This is a genomic window from Leptospira saintgironsiae, assembly GCF_002811765.1.
In the GTDB taxonomy this organism is placed as follows: domain Bacteria; phylum Spirochaetota; class Leptospiria; order Leptospirales; family Leptospiraceae; genus Leptospira_B; species Leptospira_B saintgironsiae.
The window spans coordinates 73,623-95,081 of sequence record NZ_NPDR01000002.1; the positions used below are offsets into that span (position 1 = coordinate 73,623).

Here is a 21,459-nt window from a genome sequence, read left to right on the forward strand (position 1 = left end):
GATATGAGCCGTAATATTATTAGATCTATTTTATTCTTCTTACTTTTTATTACAGGCTTTCATTGTACTGGTCCCGTTCTTAAAACGGAGGCTAAAATTTCCGATCCTAAATTGAGCGAGTTCAATAAGGAATTCGAAAAGAAAATTTATGAAGTAACTCCTGGGATCTATTCTGCTGTAGGATATGGGATTGCTAACTCCATTCTGATAATTGGTAAAGATGGACTGATCATAGTGGATACCATGGATGATCGAAAAGCGGGCGAAGAGGTCTTCTCCGAATTTAGAAAAATTTCCTCTCTTCCTGTGAAAGCGATCGTGTATACACATAGTCATCCGGATCATATTTTTGGTTCGGGTGCTTTCGCTAAGGATTCTAATCCAGAGATCTATGCCCATGAAAGTTTAAGATCTAATGTGGAACGTTTGGCCAGCGAAACTGCTCCGATCATCAGCCAAAGAAGTGCAAGAATGTTCGGAAATTTTCTGAAAGCGGAAGAACTGATCAATGCGGGGATTGGTCCTTTTCTGGGATACACGGAGGAAAGTAGGGCAGACTATATTCCTCCTACAAAAACTTTCAAGGATAGACTTTCGATCAACGTGGCGGGAGTTTCTCTGGAATTGATCCATGCTCCCGGAGAGACAGATGATCAGATCTATGTTTTGGTCCCGGGAAAGAAGACGATACTTACCGGAGATAATTTTTACAAAGCGTTTCCAAACCTATATACGATAAGGGGAACATGGTTTCGTAATTTAAAAAATTGGTATAGATCCTTAGATATTATTCGAGAGATAGGACCTGAATTTTTAGTGCCGAGTCATGGTCGTCCCTTAGCAGGAGTAAAAATAATCTATGAAACGGTTACCGATTACAGGGATGCGATCCAATTTGTTCATGACCAATCCTTGAGAGGGATGAATGGCGGGCTTAATCCGGAAGATTTGGTAGAATATGTAAAATTGCCTTCTCATTTGGCAAAGTCTCCTTACCTCCAGGAAATTTACGGAAAAGTTTCCTGGTCTGTAAGATCTTCCTTTAACGGGAATTTAGGATGGTTTAGCGGAGATCCGGCGGATCTTCATCCATTGACTAAGGAAAAATCTGCCGAACTGATAGCAAATCTGGCAGGAGGTGCAGATTCTTTATTAAAATTCTCTAAAGAATACTATGCCAAAGGTAAATACCAAGAGGCTCTTCAATTGACAGGACATATCTTAAGATTGGATCCTAAAAATAAGGAGGCTATAGAGATACGGATCTCCTCTTTGGACCGTTTGGGAGAAAAAGAAGAAAATGCGAATGCCAGGCATTATTATCTGACAGAAGCCTTGGAAGTAAGGGAAAAATTCGTGGCCAGACTTCCAATCAAGCCTAGTGCAGAACTTTTGAAAAAATATTCAGTTTATGTAATATTATCTTCTTTCGTGGCTAATTTAGATCCGAAAGCAAGCGCTGATCTGGATCAAAAAGTAGGGCTTCAGTTTACTGATACCGGAGAAGAATATACAATCCATATCCGTAGAGGTGTAGCGGAACTGAAACAAAGAATGGATAAGGATCTGGATATTCAGGTTCAATTGGATTCATTGGAATGGAAGAAATTACTTTCTAAAACTAAAACCCCTTTAACTGTTTTGCCTGAATTCAGTTATAAAAAGGGAAATCTGATCCAATTTGTTAAATTCCTGAAAAACTTTTCTCCTTTGGAACCAAAACTTCTTTTTGAAAAGCCTTAAGAGTTCATTCCTTTCCAAAGCCAATCAAATGATTCGGAAAGAGTTTGATCCAATTCTCCTTCTAAAAGCCAAAGATTTTTGTTTAAAAATGCTTCTTTCACTTCTTTGGGAGGGTTATGATGCTGCCAAAGCATCAGACCTAAAAAATAAAAACGTAATATAAATTTTCTGGCATTCGCGATCGTGAGCCCAGTTTCTCTGGAAAGCCAGATCCTTGCTAATTCGTCCATTCCGTCAGAAGTATTCTTTTTGAATTCATACAAAAAGTCTTGGTCTACATTACTTTCTAAAATTCCCGGAATGATAAGCCCCACGAACATAAAAATTTCATTTTCGGAAAACTGACGAATGATCTTTTCTTTTAACTTGGCTAAAGAATATTCAGGTCCTTGTAGTAATACTGCCATATCCTTAAAGAAGTATTCAGTTTCTTGTAGATGCAGTGTGAGAAAAATTTCTTCTCTAGTTTTGAAATAGAAATAGATCACACCCTTGGTGACTCCTGCGGCTTCTGCAATCTCCTGGGTGCTGGGAAGAGGATGTTTTTGTTTTACCAGAAGTTCCCGCAAGGCAGCCACAATGGACTGCTTGCGGATTTCTTTTTCTTCCGGCTTTCGGGCTCTTTTTTTATCCACTCTCAGGAAACTATACGGCAGCGGACAACATCCAGTCAACCGTCTCTTGTAGTGATTTTTTGACAGGCATAGGTTTCCATTGGAATTCTGTAGCCAATCGATCCGAGTTGTATTCTTGTTTTCTTTGCAGATAATCTTGCACAATTTCAGAATTGATTTGTCTGTCCAAACCGGTGACCGCGTGTTTAAACGCATCCAGATAAGGCATGACTCGAACGATAAAAGAGGGAAGTTCCTTGCCGGTTGTTTTTGCTTTAGGATGGATCTCTTTTACTAATTTGCAAACTTGAGAAACGGAAAGAGTTTCACCGGTTGCGATATATCTTCCTTGTGCAGCAGGATTTTCGTAAGCTAAGATATGTGCCATCGCAACATCTCTTACATCCACATAAGAAAAAGTCATCTTAGGTGCGAAAGGAAGTTGCCCTTTCAGAATATCCTGAATGAGTTTCAAAGAAGAAGTAGGTTGGGTGAACTGAGGACCTAAAATAGTTCCAGGAAGAACAGTTACCAGATTCAAACCTAATTTTTTAGAAATTTCCCAAGCCAATTTTTCGGATTGGGTTTTAGAAATCGCGTAAGGTTCTTTCGCAGAATCATTCCAAGTAGATTCGTTCAGAGGAGATTCTCCTTCTGCAATTGTTCCTACAGCAGCGATGCTGGAGGTATATACTACTTTTTTGATCCCAGACTTATGCGCTTCTTCCAAAACGTTTCTGGTTCCGTTGATATTCGGTTCTACAACTTCTTTCTGAGGATCTTTAGCTGTCAGATTGAATGCTGCAGCCACTTGAAAAAGGCCATCCTGACCTTGAAGTGCCTTGCGAAGAGATTCCCTATCTCCCAAATCCGCGGAGACCAATTTCACTCCCAGCTTTTTCAGGTTAGCGGTTTTCTTTGCATCATTCGCATCTCTAACCGCCGCCGTTACCTCATAACCTCTTTCTTGTAGAAGTTTTACCAAAGAAAAACCCAGGTGCCCGCTTGCACCAGTTACCAATACTTTTTGCATGAGTTCCTACCTCGTTTATTAATATACCATTGGACTATAAATAATATACTAATAGTCAATTATTTTTTATAAAAAGACCGCCGAATAGGAATTTGGAGAAAATTCGAAAACGAGTTTTTACTGTCATTTTGGCGTATTTATATAGAATGAAATGGATGAAGCTTATTACTTAGAATTCCCTTTCTGCTTTCTATACAAAGATGGAGATATTCCCGTAAACTTTACGAATTGAGAATGGAAGGTAGATTTGGAGTTAAAACCAACTGCGAATGCAATGTCCAATACTGAATTTTCGGATTCTTCTATCAATCGTTTGCAAGCTTCTTGTACTCTATATCGATTGATTAACTCATAAAAATTCATTTTGTGAACTTCGTTTAAATATCTGGATGTCTGGTGCAAATTTAATCCAAGCTCCGCAGCCAAATCTACCAATCTCAATTCACTATCTCTGTATAAGTTTTTGGTTTCTAAAAGCTCTTTAAGTTTGGAATTTGCGATTTCGATTTCTTTGGAGAGAAGAGGGGTGTTTTGATATTTTGCACTTTGGATGACTTCGCTGATCTCGTTGAAAAAACCAGGATGTCTTTCTCTTACCAAAAATAACAGAAACACCATGATACAAATTAAAGAAGCCCCTAGATCGAACAAATATTTGTTCTTTAGAAAGTATGCAGTCCCTATAAAACTATTTGCGAATACGGGTAGAAGTAAAACTAACCAGACCAATTTTAATTCGTACATTTCATATCTTCTGCTGACCTTATGGTAAAGATAAAGGCAGAATAGGGAATATACAGAGACTTGGATGCTTGCGATCAAACTTCCTAAATGAGCCCAGTCTAGTCTGAATTCTTTGGCTCCTTGTAGTACTTGGGCTTTTAATTCCGAGCTATCTTGCGAAAAGAAAATACATTCAAAAACAGTAAATAGTAGTACTGGCGAAAAATGGAGTCCGTATCGGATTAGTTTTTCTTTTGGACTTTCTTCTTCTGTTTCTAAGAAGGAGCGGATGTATGTGTAAATGAGCGGTCCTACAGAAATTACACTTGTATGTAAGAATATAAATAGATAAGGAAATTCTAATAAATCATCCTGTAGATACCAGGAATATCTCAGTAGGATAGTCCCTGTCAGTGTCATGATCAGCACCAAAATCCGATTTCCGGAGCCCGGGCGAATGATTTCCAGGTAGGCGTATATAAATGCGGCTCCGGCTCCGAACTGCAGAAATTTCAGAAAGAATAAATGTAGGTATTCCATAGATAGCTTTTTAGGCCGGATGCTATTTGAATTCTTATCCTATTTTCTGCCAAACAGATTTGAATGAAACTTGCAAACCAAATTTTCCAAGGAATTTGTAGGACCTCCTACAAAATGAATGCCAAGAAAGCTTCTTGAAAAGTAGGGAATTTTCTGATATAGAGAAAAGTGTCGTTGCGGGTACCACCGAACCGGCCCCCTTCCGCAGCGACAATAGAAGCGAGGAAACGACTCCGAAGGAAGTCGGTGACCGATAGGTCAAAAAGTGTCGTTACCGGGTACCACCAAACCGGCCCCCACCCAAAGAGGGCGGGGAGCAAATCGCCTGTAGGAGTTCCAACATCGGTAAAATTCCTCCTAAAGATGTCCGATCCGATAAGTTCGGCTATCCGAACCTATGGAGGCGGTCGATGCGTAAGCGGGCTTATGTTATGATTGTTCCATGAATTCGGAAACATATCCATTAGCAGTAATACAGCTCAAGGGTTCCCAAGAAGAAATGGGAAGACAATTCGGTGAGATCATGAATGAGATCGGGCAGTTTGAGCCGATCTTTGATTTTTATCCTGTGATGGCCCGCAATCTTTTGTTGGGGAGTTTGCCTCGTAGCAATCGGAATTTTTTGGCGAAGGGTGTAACTTCTCTTTTGGTGAATTGGATGTCCAAGAGAATGATGAAACATCGTCCGGAAGAGTTTTCTGCGAGGACGATTGCTGCTCTGACTTCTGCGGGTCGTTCTGCGAAATTAGAAAAGGAACTTTTCACTATGGATTCTTTCCAAAACTCTGTTGGGTTTTTGGGTATGATCCAACTTCTTCCGGAGCTCGCACATATGAGTCCTGGTAGAAGTCCTCAGATGATCCCTGCTTGTACGAGTGTTGCTGTTTGGGGAGAACAAAGTCAGGACGGAAAATTATATCATGCACGCAATTTTGATTTTCCAGGTGTTGAAGTTTGGGACAAACGCCCGATCGTTGTTTTCTGCACGCCCGAAAAAGGTTTACGTTATGGTTATATTGCATGCAGAGGCGCTGATGTTCCTGGGATCACTGCGTTTAATGAAGCAGGTCTTACAATTGCATTCCATACTCGCTTTCATAAAAAGATAGGCTTTAATGGTTTAGGTGTGATCGATTTTGGTCATAAGATCATTTCAGAAGCAAGATCTATTGAAGAAGCAGTAAGTATTGCTAAAAAACATAAGATCAATTCTACCTGGGGTTTGATTGTTACAAATCATAAGGAGAAGGGCCCGAAGGCTGCGATTATCGAGACCAATTACGGAAATGTAGATGTGGTTTATCCTAATTTAGGAAAAGATCATATTGTTAATACGAATCATTATCAAAGTGAGAAGTTGCAAGAAGGGGAGATAATGGCAGCCCCTGTTTTCTATCATCATTGTATCAGCCGTTTTGACCGAGCGGAGCAGCTTCTTTCCTCTCAAAAAAAGAAAAGGGGAACGAGCGTTGTAGATCTTCAAAATCTTTTAGATGATACTATCGATTGTTCCAGCGGCGAAGTCCGGACAATGGGTTCCACGATCCGTCAGATCACTTCCGTGAAATCTGTGGTCATGAGTGCAGAAGCTCGTAAAATTTTTGTCTCCGTTGGTACTGCTCCTACTAGCAGCGGGCCTTATATGGAAATTCCTATGGCTTGGGGAGAACCGGGCTATAAACTTTTGGATCTTTCGGATGCCAAAAAGGGAAAAGCGAAGAAGGTTCCGAAATCTAAAAATCCAAAGGTGGGATCAGCGATTCGACATTATAAAAAAGCAATGCTTATCAATGATGATCCAGGAATGGGCGGAATTGATGATATTCTTCTGGAATTGCAGAAAGCAAACGAAGAATTTACAGGCAAGGATCCTTCTATTCTATTCTTAGAAGCAATTTTATATCTGGAAAAAGGAAATCTGAATAAGGCTGCGTTCTTATTGGAACAAGCGGAAAGTTTAGAGACTTCTTCTTTCAGAAAACAGCAAAGTGCATTGTGGCTGGCAAGAACTCAGTCAGTCTTGGGTAAACAAAAAATAGCAGATCATTTCTACGATAAGATCAAAAATTCAAAAACGGAATTTTCTACTCAGGTTTGGAAACAAAAAGTATTCCAAGACAAGGGGAAATATTCCGCGAGGAAGCTGAGACAGGTTTCTCCGAATTTTATTATCGTAGAGGCGAACGAGCTTTAAAAAGACCGACTTCTTCTTCGGAAAAAACGGAGAAGAAGTCGATCCCAACTCAAGGACCTGCTACGCAGCGAGCGCGCACGCTACTCGTATCCGACTTAGAATAACTATTCAGTTGATAAACCATCTGCGCGTGAGCATTCGTGAGAGCGTTATTGGCTGTGGTTCCTGTCCAAGCGATCGATGCCTGCGAACTATTTGGGAAAAGAGAAAGAGGTAGGTTCGAGCTGGTGAGCGAGGGTTCCAAAATAAAATAAGATTCTCTAACTGATGGAAGTCTCCAATCTGTTCTCGATGCGAAATTTAGATTATTGCAATAATCTAATGCTTGCTGCCAAGTTAAAGCGTTGGCAGATCCTGTACATGTAGCGTCGTCCGCCTGACTATACGCACATTTTTTGATTAGAAGTCCTGTATTGTCCTCTTGTACGGTACCATCTCCCATATCTGTGAAACTCGCGTTCGGAACTTTGGGACCTGATACACAACGAACAGGGAAGTTGTTAGTTTCATCCATTGCAGAGATACTTCCGACTGCATAAAATAAGTATCTTCCGAAAAATCCTACGGCTGGCGTCGATGTCCAACCTCCAGCTGCTTGTAAGTTTGGAAAATAGGTATTAGATAAGAAAGTTGTTTGGGAATGATCTCCGAACAGAACAGATTCTCTTGCTGTCGGAAGTCTCCAACTTCTTCCTGCAGTGGTTAAAGAATTACAATAAGCGTTAGCTACCTGCCAATATACATTGAGACTAGAACCGATACAAGTGCTTCCGTTCCAAATCATTCCGAATAGACATCTTTGCCAAGTTAGGCCAGAACTTTCTTCTAGTATTGTTTCTCCCGAATCCTGGAGTTGTAATGAAAATGGGGCTGGAGTATTCGTAACTTCTCCGTCTTCTCCTGTTCCTGCGCAAGCACGCGTTGCTCCGCTTGTATCGTAACAATTGGTTTGGTTTGAATCTGGCAATTTAAAAAGGGAACCCGGGGGGACGCTTGCAGCACTTGTTAAAGCTAAAAGAACGGAAGTTTCAAGATTATAATTTTTATGTTCGGCTTCACAATTCCAGAGATTGAAGGATATAAGGAATATTACACCCAGAGATTTAGGATTTTTCATTTAAGACATTCCAATTTTAAAATATTCTTATAGCCAGATATATCTTAAAGAGGAGATGTCAGACAATGAAACGGAGAAAATAGAGAGATTTTCCCTTCGAAGTACAAATTTTTACGTTAGGCGCTATTCATTACCCATTTGGGATATTGGAACGCGACAACGAAAAATTTCAAACAAAGAACGCTGAAAGGGAAAATATCAGATGGAATCACTGGTTACTGATTCTCTTTCCATCCACATTCCGGAATCTTTGATCAATTGAACTAATCTCTCATCAGCTTCTTCAGAAGGAACGTTTTTGAGTACAATTTCTTTTCCACGATATAAATGCACTTTACCTGGGCCTGCACCTACGTAACCAAAATCTGCATCCGCCATTTCTCCAGGCCCGTTTACGATACAGCCCATGACTGCGATCTTAACACCTTTTAAATGACCTGTTTTTTCTTTGATACGTGCGGTTGTGGTTTGCAGATCGAATAGAGTTCTTCCACAAGAAGGGCAGGAGATATATTCAGTTTTTGTAAGTCTTAATCTGGTTGCTTGTAATATATCAAACCCGAGTTGCAAAACTGTCTCTGGTTCACTATCAATTACTTTGATACGGAGCATATCCCCGATCCCATCTGTCAACATTCCTCCGATACCGATAGAGGATTCATATAATGCAGTTTCCATGTCTGGATATTCTGCACTCAAGAAGATTGGGTAATCAAAATCGCTGAGTATACGTGCTAATTTTCTGTAATCATGTAGTATGTGAAAAGTTTGGATGGAGAATGCTACTGATTCTATTCCTGCATTCTTAAATTCTTCAGGTAATCCTTTTAAACTTTCGATTTGGTAGGCCTGGACATTGAGCTCAGTGATTCCTTTTCCTTCTCTTTTATGCAAAAATTCTAATAAAGAATCCCTATTTTGGAAATGGTGGAATGGGTCCACTGTTACTTTTGAGAAAGGAATTAGATCTTCCAATACATCTTCGAGCAATAGTTCGTTTTGTTCTACTATAACTCCCATCGGAACAGAAGAAGACTTACTTACGGAAATACATTCTTCTCTTAGGAACTCGTCTGTAGGAAGTGGCACTGAAACCATTTCCAATTCTAAGGATCTGGATCTTGCGTAACTTTTAAGTGAAGCTAGTTCTTGCGAAAATCCACTTTCCGATTCGAAAGGTAGTACCGATTCAATTCGGACTGCGTGGTTTTCTCCAAGTGAAAGACTTCCCACTTGGATTGGTCTGCTATAAAATCTTTGGTAAGAATAAGGATTTCTGAATTCAGAATATCCTTGGCTTTGTGTTTCGGGAAATCTGAGTTTATTATATTTGTCTGCGAGTAATCTTGCGACTGGAACTTCGTGGATTGGGTCTTCTGTTAAGGAAACTCTGATGGTATCACCGAGTCCATCTTCCAATAAGGAGCCTATACCGATTGCGGATTTGATCCTTCCGTCTTTTCCGTCTCCGGCTTCTGTTACTCCTAAATGTAATGGATAATCCATCTGCAATTCCATAAAACGACTGCATAATAATCTATAAGCCTGGACCATCACTTGCGGATTGGAGGCTTTCATACTTACAATAATATCTTTATAAGAAAGACTTTCTGCAATCCGAATAAACTCTATCGCTGACTCCACCATTCCTTGCGGTGTGTCACCATATTTATTCATGATACGATCTGATAAGGATCCGTGGTTTGTCCCGATTCTCATGGAGACTCCCAACTCTTTACAACGAAGTACTAATGGGCTGAATACTTCGGAGATCCTTTCTAATTCTTCTTTATATTCAAATTCTGTATAATCTCTGACTGCGAATTTTTTCTTATCAGCGAAGTTGCCCGGATTGATACGGACCTTCTCCACCCATTCTACAGATTTCATCGCAACACTAGGAGTGAAATGGATATCTGCTACAAGTGGGACCTTACTTCCTAACCTTTTAAGTTCTTTGCGAATATTCGGTAAGTTATCCGCATCAGGTTGAGAAGGTACAGTCAATCGAACAATCTCACAACCAGCGGCTTCCAGTTCCAAAATTTGTCTGACAGAGTTTTCTGTATCTCTTGTGTCAGCAGTGATCATGGATTGGATCCGGATCGGATTATTTCCACCGATCCCAATATCTCCTACTTTTACCTCTCTGGTTCTACGTCGTTGGTAAGAGAATGGAGAATAATTGTATCGGAAGTTCATGAGTGCTCTCTAGTTCCATTAAGAAGGGGCCGAATCAATTGTCATTTAGGATTTTTCCCGAATAGGCACGAATCTGAGAGGTTTTTAGAGCTTTGTAGTAGATCCTACCTCAAGATATAACAGCCAAAAGGGCGGGCAAATTGAATAAATTGACTGGAAAAGCAGAGTAATCAGGATTGCTGGAACCCCATATGAATCTGCTCAAACGTTATTTTTCTAAAATAGAATCCCCTGAAGAGGCTGAGTTTTTTCTAAACTCTTCTTCTTATATTTTGTTTTTGATCGGGTTTTTGCAGAGTATTCTTTTTACCTTTCTTTTGGGATCTTTTAGGAACTTCTATATGGATGTTCTTCTTCTTTTTATTTTCGGAATAGTGATACGATTTTCAAGAAGTAGGGTATCCGTTATTCTTCTTTGTATTTATTCTTTGATCATTCTTATTGGCACAACATTGACCTGGTTTGGGATCGCTGCGGGCGGAGGAAATAATATATTTCTGGCATTACTTTTACTTCTTCTTTCTATCCGTACTCTCATAGTGAGTTTTCAGTTCCATACATTAAAGAATACGAAACTTATTTGGAAAAATATTTGGATCAGACATCTGATTGCGATCGGTTTTGCTTTTATACTTTTCTCTTCTTTCTTTATTTCTTTTATAATGATCTCTAAATTTTTAGGGATCGCTGAGATGAATAGTCTTCATGGAGAGATTATTTTCGAATCTTTTCCTATCTCTTACATTCTTCTTTTGCTTCCGGGACTTCCTTGGGCTAAAAAGAGAAGAATGTATACTACCTCCGAAAATCCTTCCTGAACTCAGGTCTATATTCAGTTTTTTGAACACGTTTTGGATAGAAGGTCCACTGTAGCGATCGTTACGGTGATTTTGAGCTTTTGCTCACTTTTTTTCTGAGAAGATCAAAAAATCCAAAAATAAGATCATCACGATTTGTTATGCTATTAACTGGCCGGGGAATCTATATACACACATAACGTTCCGATTTGTCCTTTGTTTTGAGATCAAAACATCTGATCAATCCGTATAACAGACGTTTGTTCCTCGATTTGTATTGTTCATTCCGAACGATTCTGAGAATTTTTTAAATAACTCGGAAAAATATACCAGGGACGAGCTGATTGGGAAAAACGTGATTATTCCTTAAACTAAAAGCGAAAGTATATAAAATAAATAGAATGCTGTATTGGACTATGAGAAAAATAACCGTTTGTTTTCTGATCTCAACTTTGAGTCTTTTTAGTTGTTCCCCAGATGGAAAATCTTTCGATCCTGTGGGTGCCCTGCTTGCTGTAATTTCCCCTAACGGAGGAACAGGAAATCCGACGGATCCGGGGCCGCCTGCGGATGCTCCTCAATGGGTATCGGCAAGTGATGCGATATTTGCAAATAAGGTGGAGATTAGTTGGGATCCAATTCCTGCATCTGAATATCGTATATTCAGAAAGTCTGAATTTGAATCAAACTATCAACAGATCGGAACGAGTTCGGATCCTTTCTTTAGCGACACAGTTTCAGATACTCAGAAATCTTTCCAATATGCAGTCCAGGCAGTGACCTTAGATGGAAATCTTTCTTCCATGAGTTTGTTTGATACTGGCGGGATCGCGAATAACGCGGGTTGTTTAGCAAAATTAAATTCGTTTGGTGGAGGAACTAGCCAATTTCTCAGATTCAGAAGTGGTTTTTCGGGAGATACGCAATCTGTAGCTTCTTGGGGAAATCTTCTTTTAATCTCCAGCGGGGGGAACGTTTACCTCCTGAATACGAGTAGGGATATTATAGGTATTTGGACTGGTATCTCTGCAGAAGAAATGGTTACGGATGCTTCCAATCGTATTTTTGCACTTTCTGGAAAGAAAGTTTTCGAACTTTTTTCAGATTGTAGTCAGGCGAGTATTATTGATCTTCCTGCAGATTCTTCTCCGAAGGATCTTGCGATTGATACAACAGGAAATCTTTATATTAGTGAGGCAAATTTTAATACGGGCACCGATCGTATTTTTAAATATTCTTCTGCGGGAAATTTATTAAAGTCCTGGGATCTACCTGGAACTTTCCGACAACCTAATGCAATTTATATTCATCCAGCGGATGGAAGCTTACTTGTAGCGGATAATAGTTCTTTCGATTTATTTCAATATGATATTAGCGGAGATACTCCCATCCAACTTGCTTTTAAGGATATTTTTGTAGGGCAAATCATTGATATGACGATGACTGGAAATCAGATCATAGTCGCGATCAAAAGAAATTCTTCCCCTGATCCTGGTAATTATTTGGTGAGATTTCATAGTGGAATGGCTGGTGGTTCTGTTCTTTTGCCGATCACTCCTTCTTTAAATTCTACAATCGAAAGTATCTCTATCGATTCTCGCACAGGAAATGTTTTTGCAGCGGATAGTGAGAAAGGTTTCGTTGTTTCCTGTTCTGCGCCCATTTTTACTCCTTGCTTTCGGGATATTGTAGGTTCTTCTCCTCTAAGTATCGTAAGAGATGCCAATCAGAACTTTTATATTTTGCATTATAAAGGAATGATCACTAAACTAAACCCAAATGGAGCTTATCTCTCTTCCTTCTTCTTACCTACTTATCAAGGTCTTGCGATCTCAGGAGTGGATATGGAAATAGAAGGAGATACGTTATTCGTCTCTGGAAGGACTTTTAATAACACGGTTTTGGTAAAAGTCGGGACAAACTTTACGGGACAAAGTATAGGGCTTCTTCCTTCCGGATCTTTTTCTGTTTGGACAAATATTGCGATCCATGACGGAAAAGTATTCAGCGATTACGTTGGGATCGGAGACGAGGACTTCTTCACATATTCAAATTACTTTTCGATTAACGGGAACGATGAAGGAAATTATTCCGCAACTCCTTTGAGAGAATTGACGATCTATAGTACTCTTGCATTAGAAACAGATTATGACTCGAGCTTCTATCATATGATCGAGGCACAAGGAGAAGGAGACATCTATATCGGTATCTCTAAATTCAATTCCAAAACTTTGCAATGGACAACATTAGCGGGTTCCGAATCTGGAGTTCAATTTCAGCATTTAACTACGGATAAGATTGGAGGATTATACACTGTCGAAGGTTCTGCAAATAACGGATTTAAGGTAACCAAAAGGAATGGGAACTTCGGCAATCTGGGAGAAGTAGCAATTCCTTCGAACCAAATTACTGTGAATACTATATATGTTTCGGATACAGGAAGCTCTGCATTTTTAGCAACCCCTTGGACCCTCCACAAAATTATGTTACCTTAATGTGAAACCGCTCATCGGTAGGATTTTAATTTTCCAAAAGTAAAAAAATTCTAAGGCCCAAATTTGAGATCGGGGGGTGTAAAATCCGATACTTTGGTTATAGAAAGTCTGGAAAGATTTTCAAAACAAAGGGCCTCGGCATGGAATTTCTGGAACCAAAAGACCTGACGGAAAATAAATCCTACCGGATTCGCCTAACTGTTGCCATCTATAGAAATAATATTTTATCTTATAAGAACGATATAGTAGTTCCTTCGGTTTATATGAGAAGGAACGAAGCTCGTGCTCATATCCGCAAGGAAGTGACAGAACGTCTGACACATTCTTCTTTTTTCCGCTCTCCTCGTCCTGACTATGATCTGGTTCGTTATTCTGAAGAAGCAACTTGTAACACATTCTTGAGATATAGGATCGTCAGCGGAAGTCCTACAGAAGAAACTTTACCTAAGACTGTTTAAGAAAGATTCGTAACTTAATTGTCTTGAATTCCGGTCTAGGGTTGTAAAAACTTGACTGCGAATCCGATTATGGCAGACAAAAAGGTCATAGAAAAAAATTCCCATGGAGAATACGTTCTAACAGCGTATGGGGAATTTTTAAGTTATTTCCATACTCATATCCAACTTTTCGGGACATTGATCTCGGCTAAAAAAATTCCTGCCAAAGAACAAGAAGCTCTTAAAACAAAACTTCGCTCTTATATCTCTAGTAACGTCCAAAAGACGGATCATTTTTTTGATCAACTTCCTCAGTTTGCTCAATTCCTCGGAATGGGTTCCCAAGAACTTTCTTCTTATATGAACAGGAACTTCTTGGGTGCTTTAAATAAGGTAAAAACCAAACTTATAGAACAAGAGTCCTCTGCAGAGCAAACTCCTCGTAAGAAAAAATATTCTAAGATATCTGAAGAGATATTAGAAGGACTCGGATTCACTTTTCCAGCGGGACACAGATTCGAAGCAGAAGAAGGGATGATCTATCTAGTAGAGATCTCTACAGGTAAAAAAAGAGAAGCAGCTGCCTTGGGAGAAGTCGCAAGAGAAACTGCAGCGGCAGGTGCCGCTGCAAGACCAATCCCAGTTCCAGTTCGTAAAGGACCAGAAACTCCGATCTTAAAAGAAATATTAGAAAAATATGGTGAACTATTCTCCGGTAAACCTTTGATCATGAAGGTAGAGGAATTGGAAGAAGATGATTGTCCAGTCCAAATGGGAGAAGATATTCTAGCAGATGTAGAGGATCTTCATTTCGATGGGGACTTTGGTGGAGATTCTCCAAGCTTCTCAGAGCCGCCAGTAAGCATTCCATTTTCTAAATATATGGATCAGGTCGGAAAGGTCCGAGTTTTCCAAAAAGCAGGACAACTAGAAGAATACAAACGTTGGGTTGCTTCTTTACCAGTAGAAGAAAATGCACTTGTTCAATTACAAACTTCTCTTTTGAAAGAATCCAGGGGAGAAGTAGTAGAATGGGACGGAACTCTTGGCCAACTAGGCTCTCGCACCGGACTTTCTGAATCCAGACTTAGAAAAGTATTAGAACTCGGACGTGATTTTTTCCGTATCAGAAACCAGTTAGAAGCTTCTTGGAGTAAAGCAAGAACAGCAAGTCCTGCAGTAGCCGAACTTGTAAAAAAAGCATGGCCTCATATTCTAAGAGTCATGGATGAATATCCTGATTTTACTCAGATCAAAGGAAAGATGGATCAACTTCTTTCTCGTATTCCTGATGCAAGCCAGAGAAAGATCCTGACTGATCTATTCTTAAATCCAGTTCTTTCTATTCGCAGAAACTAAAGATTTAATCCAGAACCGAATCTTTCAAAACCGCACTTCTTCCGTCTTCTTTTTTGATCTGCCAAAAGATAAAGCTAGAAGATAAAGTGATAATCCCCATACAAGCGAATGTACTTCTGAATGCCAAGAGCATATTCTCCGGATCCTGACCGAATAGATCCCTGAATGCTTCTAATGCTCCTGCAGCACAGGCGACTCCCATTCCCATAGCCAACATCTGAACCATGGAAAGCATTGTATTTCCGCTACTTGTGAATTCTCCGTTTAAATCCTTTAAAGTGAGAGTATTCATTGCTGTGAATTGGAATGAATTAAACGCACCAAAGCAGAACAATTGAAAAGAAAAGATCCACCAGATCTCTGAGGAGTTTAACCAGAAGAAGCTGCTCATGCTCAGACCTATCAGTAAGGTATTGGTTACCAAAACTTTTCTATAACCTAATTTATAAATTAATAATGGAGCAAATCTTTTGATCCCTATTCCTGCGATTGCCATTGGTAAAAGCATTAAACCTGCTTTAAAAGGTGGATATCCCATATTCACTTGTAAGAATAATGGAACCAAAAACGGCATACTGGAACTTCCAAGTCTAGAGAAAAGATTTCCTAAAAGACCAATGCTTAATGTTGGAATAGAAAATATTCGAGGAGAAAATAAAGGTTTAGAAGTTCTGGCAGCATGGATCCAATAAGCTGCGATACTTGCGAGTCCAAATATTGTAAGAAGAATTACTCCTGCCTTTTGCAAACCCAAACTGGAGCCTGCGTCCAATGCCAAAGAAAAAGTGACCATGCCGAATGCTAAAAGTAGATATCCTTTCAAATCGAATACGGATGGATTTGGGATTGGATTTCCCTTCATGTAAATGGAAGATGCAATGATCCCAGCGATGCCAACTGGAAGATTTATTAGAAAGATCCAATGCCAGGATGCTGCTTCTACTAACCATCCTCCTAAAACAGGACCTACCAATGGACCAATCAGACCTGGGATTGCCACAAAACTGATCGCTTGTAAAAATTGCTCCGGAGAAACAGAACGGAGAAGTGCCAAACGACCTACAGGAAGTAAAAGTGCTCCTCCAACGCCTTGCAAAATCCTAGAAAGAACAAGCTGGGTTAGATTTTGAGAAAGTGCACAGAATAGGGAACCTAAAGCAAATAAGGATAAGGCTCCTATAAAAACCTGGCGTATTCCGAATTTGTCAGAGATCCAACCGGAAGCAGGAATGATCATCGCCATTGTGAGTAGATAGGCGACCACCACAGACTGCATTCTCAAAGGACTCGCATCTAAATTTTTAGCGATCGCAGGCAGGGCTGTATTGACGATTGTCCCGTCTAGAGTCTGCATAAAAAAGCCGCAGGCAACGAGCCAAAGTAAAGCCTTACTTCCTTTCGATTCTTCTGTCATAGGAACTTAGACTGGATTGTAGTTCCTTCTCTTGATATAAGCCGTATATATGCGATTTGGCTCTGGATTCCTTTAAAAAGATCGTTTTCAAACTAAGCACTCGTAAATTTACTGGTCTAAGAATCGGACATTTGCTACAAAATTCAGCCAAACATCGCGTGGGTGGGGGTTTCCTCTGTCCGTGGACCAAGGCAAGAGCAGTGTCCCGGATTTTATATCAACCCTAAAGAGGAACCTTAGCGGATGTTAAACCTTGACGAACAGTTGCGGATCCAAAAGTACTTGGAGGAAAACGGTCTATATGACAAGTCCTTCGAGCGCGATAACTGCGGAGTAGGCTTCGTCGCTTCTTATAAGGGCGAGTCCAATCACCGAGTTGTATCAATGGGTTTGAAGGCGGTCGCATGCCTTACCCACCGCGGAGCCGTAGATGCAGATATGCAAACCGGAGACGGCGCCGGGATCATGATCCGTATTCCTAAAAAACTGTTTGCGAAGTACATCGAAGAGATGGGCCATAGACGCCCTGACGAAGATTCTATCGGTGTGGGTATGGTGTTCCTACCACGCGAGGACATAGACAAACAAGATGTTTGCCGAAGCCTCATTGAATCAGCACTTATGCAATTTAACTTCAAGCTTTACGCTTGGAGATATGTTCCTGTAAATCCTGAGGTTTTAGGGCCTAAGGCAAATGCTTCTCGTCCTCAGATCGAACAAGTATTGATCGGAAAGCCGGATGGGATGTCCAACGAGGATTTCGAGACTAAATTATTCCTGATCCAAAAGAAAGTGATGAGAGATGCTCTCAAACTTTCCATGAGCGAGGACTTCTATATTTGTTCCTTCTCTTCTGAAAGGATCACATTCAAAGGATTATTTAACGGAAACCAGGTCTCTCAATTTTATGAGGATCTAAAAAGTGAGGAGATGGTCTCTCCTTATTGTATCTTCCACCAAAGATATTCCACTAACACTTTCCCAAGTTGGGCATTGGCTCAACCTTTCCGTATCCTTGCACATAACGGAGAGATCAATACAATCGTAGGGAATAGAATTTGGATGCTCGCAAGAGAAGAAGAACTTGCCTGCGAAAAATGGGGAGAGTTCCAAAAAGAGATCCATCCGATCATCAGACCTCATCTATCTGACTCCGCAAGTTTGGATAACGCAATGGAAGCGATTGTACGTTCTGGTAAGGACGTTCTTCATGCAAAAGCGATGCTTATTCCAAATGCATGGAGTAAGAACGTTCAGATGTCCGAAGGACTGAAATCATTCTACGAGTACAATAACACTTTGACCGAACCTTGGGATGGACCTGCTGCACTTGCTTTTGCAGAAGGCGACTGGGTCGGAGGAAGTTTGGACAGAAACGGACTTCGTCCTGCAAGATATGTTGTGACCGAAGACGGGCTCGTTGTAATGGGTTCCGAAACAGGACTCGTTCATATTGACGAAGAGATCATCACCAAAAAAGGAAGATTAGGTCCTGGTGATATGCTCGCGATCAACCTGAAAGAAGGTAAGATCTACTTCAACGAGGACGTCAATGCTCTATTCGAGAAAAAATACGATTATAGAGAATGGTCCAAAGAGAATGTTGAGTATCTGGACCAAACCATCGATGAATCTATTACTAAGACCATCACTTATAGCGGAGATGATCTAAGAAGAAGACAGATCTTATTCGCATATTCTCCATACAAACAGAAAGCGGTGATCAAACCTCAGGCGATCGCAGGTAAAGAAGCAATCGGTTCCATGGGAGATGATACTCCTTTGTCTATCTTGATGCTTTCTCGGATTGGATTATATACTTACTTCCGCCAGAGATTTGCGCAGGTTACGAACCCACCGATTGACTATCTAAGGGAGAAGGGAGTAACTTCTCTTTATACTCGTCTTGTTAAGAAAACAAATCTTTTCGCAGACGAAAAACCTCAGAACTGTCTAGTACTTTCTCATCCTTACCTTACTAATCTTGGATTACAAAGGATCAGGGACAAGGACGGAAAACAATACAAGGTTGTTACCTTGGATGCGACTTTCGAAGCTCATCATGAGGAAGGTGCTGCCAGAAATTATCTAGAACTCGCATTGGATCAATTGCTTGCGAGCGCAGTTAAATCCGCTGAAGAAGGAGTGAATATCCTAATTCTTTCGGACAGAAAACTGAACAAGGATCGCGCTCCTATTCCTATGGAACTCGCGGTTGCGGCAGTTCATAACCACTTGATCCGTAACAAAAAACGTGCAGCGACTAGCATTCTTGTAGAAACAGGATCCGCATTCGAAATCCATAATGTGGCAGTTCTACTTGGATACGGAGCTTCCGGAGTGAACAGTTATCTTATCTGGGATACTCTTCATGACCTATGGACCAAGGGAGACTTTGATGCAGAAGACGGCACTCGCCCTTCTTTTGCTTCTCTATGCACTAACTACCGTGCAGGAGTGGATGACGGACTTCTGAAAATCATGTCCAAGATGGGAATTTCTATCATGTCTTCCTATGTAGGTGGACAGGTATTTGAGGCGATTGGACTTTCAAGAACTCTGATCTCTAAATATTTCCCAGGAACTTATTCCAGAATTTCTGGAATCGGTATCGGTGGTATCGAGCAGAATATTCTACGCAACCACGATTCTGCATTTAATAAAGAGATTAACCCAGAAGACTTTATCTCTGAGAAAGATGACCAACCTCATAGATGGTCCCCTAAAGTAGTAAAATTCATCCGTAAAGCTGCGGTGGATAATGATTACGAAGCATTCTTAGAAGCTTCTAAATTAATGGAAGAAAGTGATCCGATCAATATCCGAGATCTATTCGATTTCGTAGATCGTGCACCTGTTCCAATTGAAGAAGTAGAAACTGTTTCTGAGATCCAAAAACGTTTCTTAACTCCAGGTATGAGCCACGGTGCACTTTCTATCGAAGCTCACACTGACCTTGCAGTAGCAATGAACCGTTTGGGCGCAAAGTCTTCTTCCGGAGAAGGTGGAGAAAGTCCATCTCGTTACGTTGTAGATGAGAAGGGAGACCTCGCGAACTCTTCTATCAAACAGGTAGCTTCTGGAAGATTCGGAGTAACTTCTGAATATTTGAACTCTGCAAAAGAGTTGGAGATCAAAATTGCTCAGGGAGCAAAACCTGGAGAAGGTGGACAACTTCCAGGTAAGAAGAACAATGAGGAGATCGCGACTAACCGTCACACTCCTCAAGGAATCGATCTGATCTCTCCTCCACCTCACCACGATATTTATTCTATCGAGGACTTGTCTCAGTTGATCTACGACTTGAAACAAGCTAACCATACTGCTCAAGTATCAGTTAAACTGGTATCCGAAGCTGGAGTGGGAACGATTGCGGCCGGTGTTGCTAAAGCAAACGCAGATGTGATCTTGATCTCAGGACATGTGGGAGGAACCGGAGCGGCTTCTCTTACTTCTATCAAACATGCTGGATCTCCTTGGGAATTAGGTCTTTCTGAAACACATCAAGTTTTAGTAATGAACGGATTGAGAGATAGAGTTGTTCTCCGTACTGACGGTGGTATTGTTTCCGGAAGGGACGTGATCATCGCTGCATGTTTAGGTGCAGAAGAGTATGGAATCGGAACGGCTTCTCTCGTAGCATTAGGTTGTATCATGGCAAGAAAATGCCATTTGAATAACTGTCCTACAGGAATTGCTACTCAAGATCCTAAGTTCAGAGCAAAATATAAAGGATCTCCTGATCAAGTTGCTACTCTGATGACACTTCTTGCAATGGAAGTTCGTGAGTATCTTGCGAAGTTAGGATTCCGCTCTATGGACGAGATCGTTGGAAGAACAGACCTTCTGAAACAAATTACTCGTTATGAGCAAGACCGTTTAGATTCTTTAGACTTGAATCCGATTCTGGTCCGTCTTCCTCTTCTTTTCGATCCTAAAAAGAAAAAAGACAGATTCGTAAGAAGAGAATCTGTCGGAGAAGTTTTGGATGATCGTATCCTAAAAGATGCGGAGCCTGCGTTAGAAGGAAAAACTTCCATGTCTCTTTCTTATTCTGTGAAGAATACGAATAGAACCGTGGGAGCAAAAGTTTCCGGAATTATCGCACGTAAATACGGATCCAAAGGTCTTCCTGGAAAACTGGAAATCATTTTGGAAGGAACTGCAGGTCAGTCCTTAGGAGCATGGCTCGTGAAAGGAGTGCAGATTACTCTTCACGGGGATGCAAACGACTATGTAGGAAAAGGACTCTGCGGTGGAACCATCGTAATCCGCAAACATAGACGTTCCAAACTGAAAGCGTATGAGAACGTGATCATCGGTAATACCTGCCTTTACGGTGCTACTTCCGGAAAACTTTTCAGTTCGGGTAGAGCTGGAGAAAGATTCGGAGTTAGAAACTCCGGAGCGGATGCAGTAGTAGGTGGAGCAGGTGACCACTTCTTAGAATACATGACCAGTGGAACCATTGTTTGTTTGGGGACAGTTGGTAAGAATATGGGTGCCGGTATGACTGGGGGAAGTGCTTACTTCTTCCAAAAAGACTGGGAATTGGAACCTTTAATCAATAAAGAATATGTGAAAATCGTGGATCTTGAAAATGAAGATTACGATATCATAAAGTCTTTGATTACTGAACACACTAAGTTGACCGGATCTGAACTTTCAGAAGAGATCTTGAAAACTTGGGATGCTTCCAAAAAATATTTCGTGAAAGTTACTCCTAAATAAAGTAACTCTAGAATTAGCCAATCAGACCGAAGGGCAAGGTTGCGATGAGTTCGATATGAA

Annotated in this window: 13 protein-coding genes; 7 read left to right on the plus strand and 6 right to left on the minus strand. The window is 40.6% G+C overall.

Features of this window, described 5'->3' with window-relative positions:
- Window positions 1-3: 3 nt before the first annotated feature.
- Window positions 4-1,743: an alkyl sulfatase dimerization domain-containing protein gene (locus tag CH362_RS05365; protein WP_100709358.1), complete on the plus strand. Its 1,740-nt coding sequence runs from the start codon at window positions 4-6 to the stop codon at window positions 1,741-1,743.
- On the opposite strand, the gene CH362_RS05370 is transcribed toward CH362_RS05365, so the two are convergent.
- From CH362_RS05370 to CH362_RS05380, 3 genes are all read right to left on the minus strand, one after another.
- Window positions 1,740-2,378 (minus strand): TetR/AcrR family transcriptional regulator, encoded by a 639-nt coding sequence (locus CH362_RS05370; RefSeq protein WP_100709359.1) that lies wholly within the window; start codon window positions 2,376-2,378, stop codon window positions 1,740-1,742. The two genes, CH362_RS05365 and CH362_RS05370, sit on opposite strands and share 4 nt — an antisense overlap.
- Before the next feature lie 10 nt (window positions 2,379-2,388).
- Window positions 2,389-3,390, minus strand: a complete 1,002-nt coding sequence (locus tag CH362_RS05375) for an SDR family NAD(P)-dependent oxidoreductase (protein ID WP_100709360.1) — start codon at window positions 3,388-3,390, stop codon at window positions 2,389-2,391.
- A 165-nt stretch (window positions 3,391-3,555) separates the two neighbouring features.
- Window positions 3,556-4,653, minus strand: a complete 1,098-nt coding sequence (locus tag CH362_RS05380) for an AraC family transcriptional regulator (protein ID WP_100709361.1) — start codon at window positions 4,651-4,653, stop codon at window positions 3,556-3,558.
- A 442-nt stretch (window positions 4,654-5,095) separates the two neighbouring features.
- Here CH362_RS05380 and CH362_RS05385 point away from each other — a divergent pair, with 442 nt between their 5' ends.
- Complete coding sequence (locus CH362_RS05385) at window positions 5,096-6,847, plus strand: C45 family autoproteolytic acyltransferase/hydrolase (RefSeq protein ID WP_100709362.1); 1,752 nt, start codon at window positions 5,096-5,098, stop codon at window positions 6,845-6,847.
- Window positions 6,848-6,896: 49 nt separating this feature from the next.
- Here the strand turns inward: CH362_RS05385 and CH362_RS05390 are convergent, their stop codons facing one another.
- Both CH362_RS05390 and ispG read right to left on the minus strand, forming a co-directional pair.
- Complete coding sequence (locus CH362_RS05390; RefSeq protein WP_100709363.1) at window positions 6,897-7,964, minus strand: Lcl C-terminal domain-containing protein; 1,068 nt, start codon at window positions 7,962-7,964, stop codon at window positions 6,897-6,899.
- A gap of 198 nt (window positions 7,965-8,162) precedes the next feature.
- A complete protein-coding gene (ispG, locus tag CH362_RS05395; protein WP_100709364.1) occupies window positions 8,163-10,166 on the minus strand; it encodes a (E)-4-hydroxy-3-methylbut-2-enyl-diphosphate synthase in 2,004 nt (667 codons plus the stop codon).
- 191 nt (window positions 10,167-10,357) lie between these two features.
- Between ispG and CH362_RS05400 the strand changes: the two genes are divergently transcribed.
- The 4 genes from CH362_RS05400 (at window position 10,358) to CH362_RS05415 (ending at window position 15,254) form a co-directional block, all read left to right on the plus strand.
- A complete protein-coding gene (locus tag CH362_RS05400) occupies window positions 10,358-10,984 on the plus strand; it encodes a hypothetical protein (protein WP_244280487.1) in 627 nt (208 codons plus the stop codon).
- A gap of 395 nt (window positions 10,985-11,379) precedes the next feature.
- A complete protein-coding gene (locus CH362_RS05405; RefSeq protein WP_100709366.1) occupies window positions 11,380-13,458 on the plus strand; it encodes an NHL repeat-containing protein in 2,079 nt (692 codons plus the stop codon).
- A gap of 140 nt (window positions 13,459-13,598) precedes the next feature.
- A complete protein-coding gene (locus CH362_RS05410) occupies window positions 13,599-13,916 on the plus strand; it encodes a hypothetical protein (RefSeq protein ID WP_100709367.1) in 318 nt (105 codons plus the stop codon).
- 69 nt (window positions 13,917-13,985) lie between these two features.
- The gene (locus tag CH362_RS05415; protein WP_100709368.1) at window positions 13,986-15,254 is read left to right on the plus strand and encodes a hypothetical protein; all 1,269 of its coding nucleotides are present in this window, start codon (window positions 13,986-13,988) and stop codon (window positions 15,252-15,254) included.
- Window positions 15,255-15,258: 4 nt separating this feature from the next.
- Here CH362_RS05415 and mdtD read toward each other — a convergent pair whose 3' ends face one another.
- Entirely contained in the window at window positions 15,259-16,668 is a 1,410-nt protein-coding gene (gene mdtD, locus CH362_RS05420; protein ID WP_100709369.1) for a multidrug transporter subunit MdtD, read from the minus strand.
- Between the two features lie 243 nt (window positions 16,669-16,911).
- Between mdtD and gltB the strand changes: the two genes are divergently transcribed.
- Window positions 16,912-21,399: a glutamate synthase large subunit gene (gene gltB / locus CH362_RS05425; RefSeq protein ID WP_100709370.1), complete on the plus strand. Its 4,488-nt coding sequence runs from the start codon at window positions 16,912-16,914 to the stop codon at window positions 21,397-21,399.
- Window positions 21,400-21,459 lie beyond the last annotated feature (60 nt).